At 62.2% G+C, this 7,824-nt stretch carries 7 protein-coding genes; 2 read left to right on the forward strand and 5 right to left on the reverse strand.

The genetic code is table 11. The features are described 5' to 3' along the window. A partial coding sequence (locus tag WB528_RS24240) for a TolC family outer membrane protein (RefSeq protein ID WP_423891469.1) occupies positions 1-1,273 on the forward strand: 1,273 nt, incomplete at its 5' end. A gap of 140 nt (positions 1,274-1,413) precedes the next feature. After that, complete coding sequence (locus WB528_RS24245) at positions 1,414-3,258, forward strand: PQQ-binding-like beta-propeller repeat protein (RefSeq protein ID WP_423891470.1); 1,845 nt, start codon at positions 1,414-1,416, stop codon at positions 3,256-3,258. Positions 3,259-3,285: 27 nt separating this feature from the next. Here the strand turns inward: WB528_RS24245 and WB528_RS24250 are convergent, their stop codons facing one another. The 5 genes from WB528_RS24250 to WB528_RS24270 all read right to left on the reverse strand — a co-directional run bounded on the left by WB528_RS24250 (position 3,286) and on the right by WB528_RS24270 (position 7,816). After that, positions 3,286-4,230 carry a substrate-binding periplasmic protein gene (locus tag WB528_RS24250; RefSeq protein WP_423891472.1) on the reverse strand — a complete coding sequence of 315 codons (945 nt, stop codon included), beginning with the start codon at positions 4,228-4,230 and terminating at the stop codon, positions 3,286-3,288. Continuing rightward, complete coding sequence (locus tag WB528_RS24255; RefSeq protein ID WP_423891474.1) at positions 4,227-4,604, reverse strand: c-type cytochrome; 378 nt, start codon at positions 4,602-4,604, stop codon at positions 4,227-4,229. Before WB528_RS24255 ends, WB528_RS24250 begins: the two co-directional genes overlap by 4 nt. A 9-nt stretch (positions 4,605-4,613) precedes the next feature. Then, entirely contained in the window at positions 4,614-6,278 is a 1,665-nt protein-coding gene (locus WB528_RS24260; protein WP_423891476.1) for a methanol/ethanol family PQQ-dependent dehydrogenase, read from the reverse strand. A gap of 112 nt (positions 6,279-6,390) precedes the next feature. Then, positions 6,391-7,176, reverse strand: a complete 786-nt coding sequence (locus WB528_RS24265; RefSeq protein WP_423891478.1) for an ABC transporter ATP-binding protein — start codon at positions 7,174-7,176, stop codon at positions 6,391-6,393. After that, a complete protein-coding gene (locus WB528_RS24270; protein ID WP_423891479.1) occupies positions 7,139-7,816 on the reverse strand; it encodes an ABC transporter permease in 678 nt (225 codons plus the stop codon). The genes WB528_RS24265 and WB528_RS24270 overlap by 38 nt, the downstream gene beginning before the upstream one ends. Between the last annotated feature and the right edge of the window lie 8 nt (positions 7,817-7,824).

Below are 7,824 nucleotides of genomic sequence, written 5' to 3' on the forward strand. Positions count from 1 at the left end.
GAGCAATCCGCAACTCAACGCCCAGCGCGCTCTCGTTCGCGCGACCGATGAAAATGTCCCTCAGGCGCTTGCCGGTTATCGTCCGAAGGTCACTGCGACCTTGAGCGGCGGTTATCAATACACCGACGAAACATCTGCCGTCGGTACGCCCAAGGTCTTCGCGGGGACGAACAGTCCGCACGCGGTCGGCCTCACCGCTACCCAGACCCTCTACAACGGCAATCAGACCGCCAACAAGACGCGCGCCGCCGAGAGTCAGGTTTTTGGCGCGCGCGAAGGCCTGCGGCTGCTGGAGCAGTCGGTTTTGCTTGCGGCGGCCACGATCTACATGGATTACCTGCGCGACGCCGCAATCCTGGAAGTCCAGCGCAGCAATACCAAAGTGCTCGAGCTGACCTTGAAACAGACCCGCGACCGGTTCAGCGCGGGGCTGGTGACGCCGACCGACGTGGCCCAGTCGGAAGCGCAGCTGGCCGCAGCCCAGAGCCAGGAGCTTGCGGCCGTCTCGACGCTGACGACCACGCGGGCGAATTTCCGCCGCATCATCGGCAATGATCCGGTGAGCCTCCAGCCCGCTTCGCCGGTCGACCGCTATCTCCCGGCAACCGTCGGCGGCGCGATCGAACTGGCGCGCCGCGAAAACCCCAACGTGACGTCCGCCATGTACGGCGTCGACGTCAGTTTTCTCACCGTGAAAATCAACGAAGGCGCGCTGTTTCCGACGGTCTCGTTGCAGGCGGCGGTCTCCAAGGTCTGGGACCCGAGCATCACGACCATCAACCAGTTTACCGCGGCAGCCACCGCTCAGCTCAACGTCCCGGTCTATCAGGGCGGAGCGGAATACTCGCTGATCCGGCAATCGAAGGAAACGCTGGAGCAGCAGCGTCTCACCATGGAGCAGGTTCGCGATCAGGCGCGAGCCGACCTCGTCACGGCGTGGGGCCAGTTGGTGGCGGGCAAGGCGCAGGTAGCCGCCGCACAGTCTCAGGTCCAGGCCTCCGAGCTCGCTTATCTCGGCACGAGCAAGGAAGCCCAGGTCGGCCAGCGCACCGTGATCGATATCCTGAATGCCCAACAGGCGCTGGTGAATGCCCGCGTCGCGCTGGTGACGGCGCAGCATGACCGTGTCGTTGCTTCCTACGCGGTCCTCAACGCCATCGGACGGCTATCGCCGCAGGTGCTGCATCTTTCGACGCAGACCTATGACCCTGGCGTTCACTACCAGCAGGTGCGCGACAACTGGGGCGGTGTCCGCACGCCCGACGGACACTGACCGCCCCGGCAATCCGTCTCTGATGAGACGCGACCGCTCGTCCTCGCGAGCAGTTTGAGCTTGTCGAACTGAACCATCACGTTAAAATTTATGATTGTGCTTCCTGAATGCGGCAATTGTCCCCACGATGAGGAGCAGTCATGAGATTAAGCGTCGTCGTCACCTCGTTGCTCGTTGCATCCTGTCTGCCGGCGCCGGCACAGCAGAACGGGGCCGCTCTTTACACTGAGCATTGCGCGTCGTGCCATGACGCCAATGGCGAGCAGAGCCGGATACCTGGCCGCAGCGCGCTGCGGGCGATGACCTTCGAGCATGTTCTTGGAGTCATGACGTCGGGCAGCATGGCCGATATGGCGAGAGGGCGAACGGCTGACGAGCGCAAGGCGATCGCCTCCTTCGTGACGGGCAACAACCCGAGCGGCCCCCTGCCCGTTGCTCGAAGCCAATCCACCGCAGAGTGCGCCGATCGCACGCTCCCGGTTGCAGGGTTGCTCGAGGGACCGCAATGGAACGGCTGGGGCGCGGATATCAATAACAGCCGTTTCCAACCCCTCGAAATGGCACGGTTGACACCAGATCAGGTATCGAAACTGCAGTTAAAGTGGGCGTTTGGATTTCCGGGAGCGACCTCAGCCATTGCCCAGCCCACCGTCATTGGCAAAGTGCTGTTTGTCGGAGGGGCCGACAGTAAACTGCACGCGCTCGACGCCAGGACCGGATGCACGCTGTGGACATTTGCAACCGATGCGCCGGTTCGCACGGCAATCGCCTTCGGCGCGCTCTCCGGCAATGATCGGCTTTTGTATTTTGGCGACCTGCGCGCAAATGCCTATGCCGTGAGTGCGACAACGGGCGCATTGGTTTGGAAGACGAAGGTGGAAGACCATCCGGCAGCCAGAGTCACGGGGGCTCCGACCCTGTTTTCCGGTGTTGTCTACGTGCCGGTTTCCTCGATCGAAGAAGCGACGGGATCGCGACCCAGTTACGAATGCTGCACCTTTCGCGGAAGCGTCGCTGCGCTGGATGCGACGACCGGCCGGCAAATCTGGAAGGCCTACACGATTTCGGAAGCACCGCACCCAACCAGCAAGAATGCTGCGGGCGTCCAGCTTCATGGTCCGTCCGGCGCGTCGGTCTGGTCGTCTCCGACCATCGATGTCCAACGTGGCGCACTCTATGTCGCGACAGGCAATTCCTATTCGAACCCTGCGGCGGACACCAGCGATGCCATCGTCGCCTTCGATCTGAAGACAGGTCAAATGCTCTGGCATCAGCAAGCAACACCCAAGGACAGCTTCGTGGTGGCCTGTTTCGGCGCAACCCAAACCAACTGTCCTGAAGACCACGGCCCAGACCACGACTTCGGGCAGTCGCCGATATTGGTCAGCTTGCGCGACGGGCGCCGCGTACTTGTCGTTGGCCAAAAATCGGGTGTTGTTCACGCCTTCGATCCCGACGCGCAAGGAAAGTTGCTTTGGCAAACGCGGGTGGGTAAGGGCGGTCCGCTCGGCGGCATGGAGTGGGGTTCCGCGGCCGATCAGGATCGCATCTACATCGCGAATTCCGACGTGCGGTTTCTACGTGACGGCACCCGGCGCCTCGATCCTACGCAAGGCGGAGGCCTTTTCGCGCTCGACCTGTCAGATGGAAAGGTGACAATGCAAGTATCACCGGTTTCCTGCGAAGACCGCGACCGGTGCAGCCCGGCGCTTTCCGCGGCCGTCACCGTTATTCCGGGAGTCGTTTTCGCGGGCGGCGTTAGCGGTTATCTGCGAGCCTATGCGACAGACGACGCGCGACTGCTTTGGGAATTCGACACAGCCCGCGACTATGTCACCGTCAACGGTGTTTCGGGACACGGCGGTGCGATCGATGGAGCTGGCCCCGTCGTCGTGGACGGCATGCTCTACGTCAATTCGGGTTACGCGCAATGGAGCGGCGTTCCTGGCAACGTGTTGCTGGCATTTGGGACAGCCGATCGCTGACAGCTCCGGAGCAAAATCAGGCGATACTCACTTCTGCAATATCTGCTGCATGACGTCGCCGAGTACGATGGGCTCACGGGGCTTCAGGTAAGTGAGACCGGCAGTTCGGGCGAACTGCTCGATTGTGCCACTCGCTTCGAGATCGGACAGCGCCTTGTTGACGGCAGCGATAAGCGTTGGGTCGCTGGCAAGACCGACATAGGCGCGATTGGCTCCGATGGGATAGTAATAGCCGCTCGCCGCGAGATTGCTGTCGGGATGCGTGGCGCGATAGGCATCGAGGCGGCGCAGGTCCACCAGAGCCGCGTCGAGTTCGCCGTGCTCAAGCGCGCCAAGCAGATCGCTCCGTCCCGGCACCAGATGGGTGATCTGGTCGATCAGCCTGCCCTTGTCGAAGTTCATCAAAATGGCATCCGCCAGCGTGCCGCTCTCGATCCCGATCCGGAGTTCCGCAAGATCGCCGAGGTCTTTGATATGGCGATCGCGTGCTTTGCTGCCGAGCACGACGGTGAGGGCCGAATAGACGTAGGGCCGGCTGGGTGCAAGAACGCCGAGCGTGACACGGCGTCGGCGATCATCCCTCGTCGCGCCGTCGAAATCGGGAAGCTTGGCCGTCTTGACGCCGGGTACGACGAGTGAATCCTTGGTCAGCGGGTAACCGCCGAGCAACGCGCAACGGCCGTCCGACAGCAGCGCATTGGCCTCCAGCGCGGGGCTTGAATCCTCGTCCAGCTTGCTCTCGAACCACTGGATGCTGAGCGGCCGTTGCAACTGCTTTGCCACGGCCTGTGCCAGCAGGACGTCAAACCCGCTTTCCGGCTTGCCGCGCTGGTGCACGGAAGCCGGCGGCAGGTCTTCGTCGAGACACACCTTCAAAACGTCGTCGGATGCGTCGGCATGCCGGTCCGCCATCGCCAATAGCGCAGCCGAAAACAGCGCGCCCGCACAGATGGCCGTCAACGAGCGTCTCATTGGCTCCTCCGGCTGGACACGTAGGCCCACAGGTTTGCGATGTCGTCGTCGCTTAAAATGTCGCCCCAAGGCGGCATCCGGTTGTTCTTGCCCTGCTTCACCGTCGTGACGAACCGCGGTCTGACGTCGGGAAACTTGCGCAGGTCGGGCGTGACCGTACCCGCATTGACCATGTTGAATCCGTGGCAGTGCGAGCAATGCTCTGCAAAAATCACCTTGCCCTTGTCGATCATTCCCTGATCGGCGGTTGCCGGGCCGGGTTTGGCTTGCGCCGAAGCTGCCTGTTGTGCTGTCGCGCGTTGCGCGGCCGCAATCGCCATCACAGCGATGGCAAGGGCGGCGAATGCCGCCGCCCAGCCGTAACGTCCTTCCATCTTGCCGCCTTACTTCTTGACAGCGAACACCCACAGCGATCCGCCGGGCGGCACCTTGGCCAACCGCTCGTCACCGGAGAACAAGGAGTACACGCCGCCATAGCCGCTCGCCACGGCGACATACTGCACGCCGTCCTGTTGCCAGGTCACCGGTTGTCCTTCGATGCCGGAACCGGTCTGGAACTGCCAGAGCTTCTTGCCGGAGTCGGCGTCGAATGCCTCGAACTCGCCGGTCAACTGGCCGGAGAATACGACGCCGCCGGCGGTCGACAACACGCCCGAGAAGCGCGGAATGTCGCTCGGCACTTCCCACTTGGCCTTGCCGGTCAGGGGATCGATCGCTTTGAGCGCGCCGCGCGGCCCGGTGCCCCAATCCCAGAGATCGGTGAGGTCCATGCCGACATACCACTCGCCGGCCTTGTAGGTGGCGTCCACGGTCTTGTAATGGCCGCCGAACAGCAGCGTGTTGGCGTAGGCCAGTCCGGTCTGCGGATTGAACGACATCGGCTCCCAGTTCTTGCCGCCGAGGATCGACGGATAGACCGTGACCTTCTTGCCCTCGCGCGCATCCTTGGTGACGTCAGTCTCGATCGGACGGCCGGTCTTCATGTCGATGCCGGTCGCCCAGTTCACCTTCACATAGGGATTGGCTGCCAGCAGCTTGCCGTTGGTGCGGTCGAGCACATAGAAGAAGCCGTTGCGATTGGCATCCATCAGCACCTTGGTCGGCTTGCCGTCGACGTTGATGTCGGCGAGCACCATCTCGGCGACGGCGTCATAGTCGAATGGGTTGTTCGGCGAGAACTGATAGTGCCACTTGATCTTCCCTGTCTTGGGGTCGAGCGCGACCACGGAGCAGGTAAAGAGATTGTCGCCCGGCCGCCCCGCCGCGTTGAACGGGCCGGGGTTGCCGATGCCCCAATAGACCGTCTTCAACTCGGGGTCATAGGAGCCGGTGATCCATGTCGATCCACCGCCCAGCTTCCAGGTGTCGCCCTTCCAGGTGTCGCCACCGGGCTCGTCGGGGCTCGGGACCGAGTAAGTGCGCCAGAGATGCTTGCCGGTCTCGGGCTCCCAGCCGTCGATGAAGTCGCGGGTGCCGAACTCGGCGCCGGAGACACCAGTCAGCACCACGCCGTCGGCGACGAGTGGTGCGACTGTCATGGAATAGCCTTCCTTGATGTCGGCCGCCTTCTGCCGCCATAGTTCCTTGCCGGTCTTCATGTCCAGCGCAATAACGTTGGCGTCGAGCGTGGTACGGAACAGCTTGCCGTCTTGTATCGCGGCGCCGCGATTGATGATGCCGCAGCACACAATGCGCGGCGTCTCGGGCGGGTATTCGACCTTTGTCTTCCAGATCTGCTTGCCGGTCTTGGCGTCGACCGCCATCGTCGCAGCGTTCGTGGTGACGTAGATCACGCCTTGGTATACCAACGGCTGCGACTCCTCGCTGCGGTCGTCGGCAAAACTGTAGTTCCATACCGGTACGAGGTCTTTGACGTTGTCCCGGCTGATCTGGGTCAGCGGGCTGAACCGCTGCAGGTTGTACCCCATGCCATAGTTGAGAACGTTTGACGTGTCGGTCGCGCCCTTGATCAATTGATCGGCCGATTGGGCGTTGGCAGCGAGTGGCGTGAGCAAGATAACGCACGCCGCAAATACGAAGCGATTCATCGATATCCTCCCTAGTGACCTCTTAGCGGATCGGCTGTGATGCTAGTCGCAGGAAAGCAATGGCGTCAATGAAAGCGAGCGATACGAAAGCCAAAAGAGAAAATTCGTATCGTCAGTTTTTCCGCAAAGCGGAATGCGCTTGGCTCAAGGACGCGGGACCGCTGGACAGAACCAGCGCGTCCCGGAGCTCTTCCTGGATGGAAAGAACGTCCGCGTTGCCGCGCCGCAATTCGCTTGAGGACAAATGTCGCTCGAAGATGACCGCCGCCGGGCGGTGGCTCAGGACGAAAAGGTGGTCGGCGAGCTCGACCGCCTCTGCCGGATCATGGGTGACGCACAGCGTTGTGGTTCCCTCGCGAAGGGTCAGCGCGGTAAGTTGCTCCCGTAACCGGGCCGCGGTGACCTCGTCGAGCGATACGAAGGGTTCGTCAAGCAGCAGAAGCGTCGGCCGCACCGCGAAGGCGCGCGCGATCGCGACGCGTCGTGCCAGACCCAACGAAAGCTCTCCGGGATAGTGCGCCATGTGGGATCCAAGGCCGAGCGTCTCGACGAGCGGCGCGAGATCACTCCCTTCATCCCCGGCAGGCAGCACCAGCCTGATGTTCTCCTCAACGGTGCGCCAAGGGAGCAACCGAGGTTCCTGAAATACAATCCCAAGCCGTTGCGCGCGAGGGACACGGCGGGTTCCCAGAAAATCGGGATCGAGCCCGGCAGCGATGCGCAGGAGTGTCGTTTTGCCGCAACCGGACGGTCCCATGATTGCGCCGAAGGCGCCGGGCTCAAGCCGCAGCGCAAGGCCACGGATTACCTCAACTGGATTTCCGTCGGCAGACAGGTACGTCTTGCTGTCGATACGAAGCTCAAGCGCGTCGGCGCCAGCGTTGGGCTCGTCTTTCAAGGGGCTGCACCAGAAGGTTTTCGACTGTCAGCATGAGCAGGACAAACGTTAACGCATAGCTCAGTATCTTGGTCAAATCGAACAGGGAGAACGCCGAGCCGAGAACAAAGCCGACTCCATTCGGGCGTCCGATCAGTTCCGCCACCAACACAATCTTCCAGGCGATGGAGAGACCGGACCTTGATGCAGCAGCGAAGTAGGGGACGAGTTGAGGTATCACGACGTGGCGCAAGCGGACGACGCCCGTCAATCGGAATGCCCGCGCCATTTCGTCGAGTTCCGGATCGAGCGCCCGGGTGCCCTCGCGCATCACGACGATGACATTCGGCAGCTTGTTCAGCGCGACTGCCAGAATTGCAGCGGGTTCGGTCAACCCGATCCAGATATAGCAAAAGATGATCGTCACCAGTGCGGGCAGGTTGAGCAGCACGACCAGCCAGGGATCTCCGTATCGGTCGACCGTCTTCCAGCGTCCCATGGCATATCCGGCGAGGGAGCCGAGAACCAGCGCGATCGAGAACGAGACGATGACCCGCGCGAGCGTACAGCCCATCTCGTATGGAAGCTCTCCATTGGTCGTTTCGCTGACGATCCCGCTAGCGACCGTCAGCGGACCCGGCAGCATCCTGGAATGGGCCAGAGCGCCGG

The sequence above is a fragment of the Bradyrhizobium sp. genome, assembly GCF_049586575.1.
GTDB lineage: Bacteria > Pseudomonadota > Alphaproteobacteria > Rhizobiales > Xanthobacteraceae > Bradyrhizobium.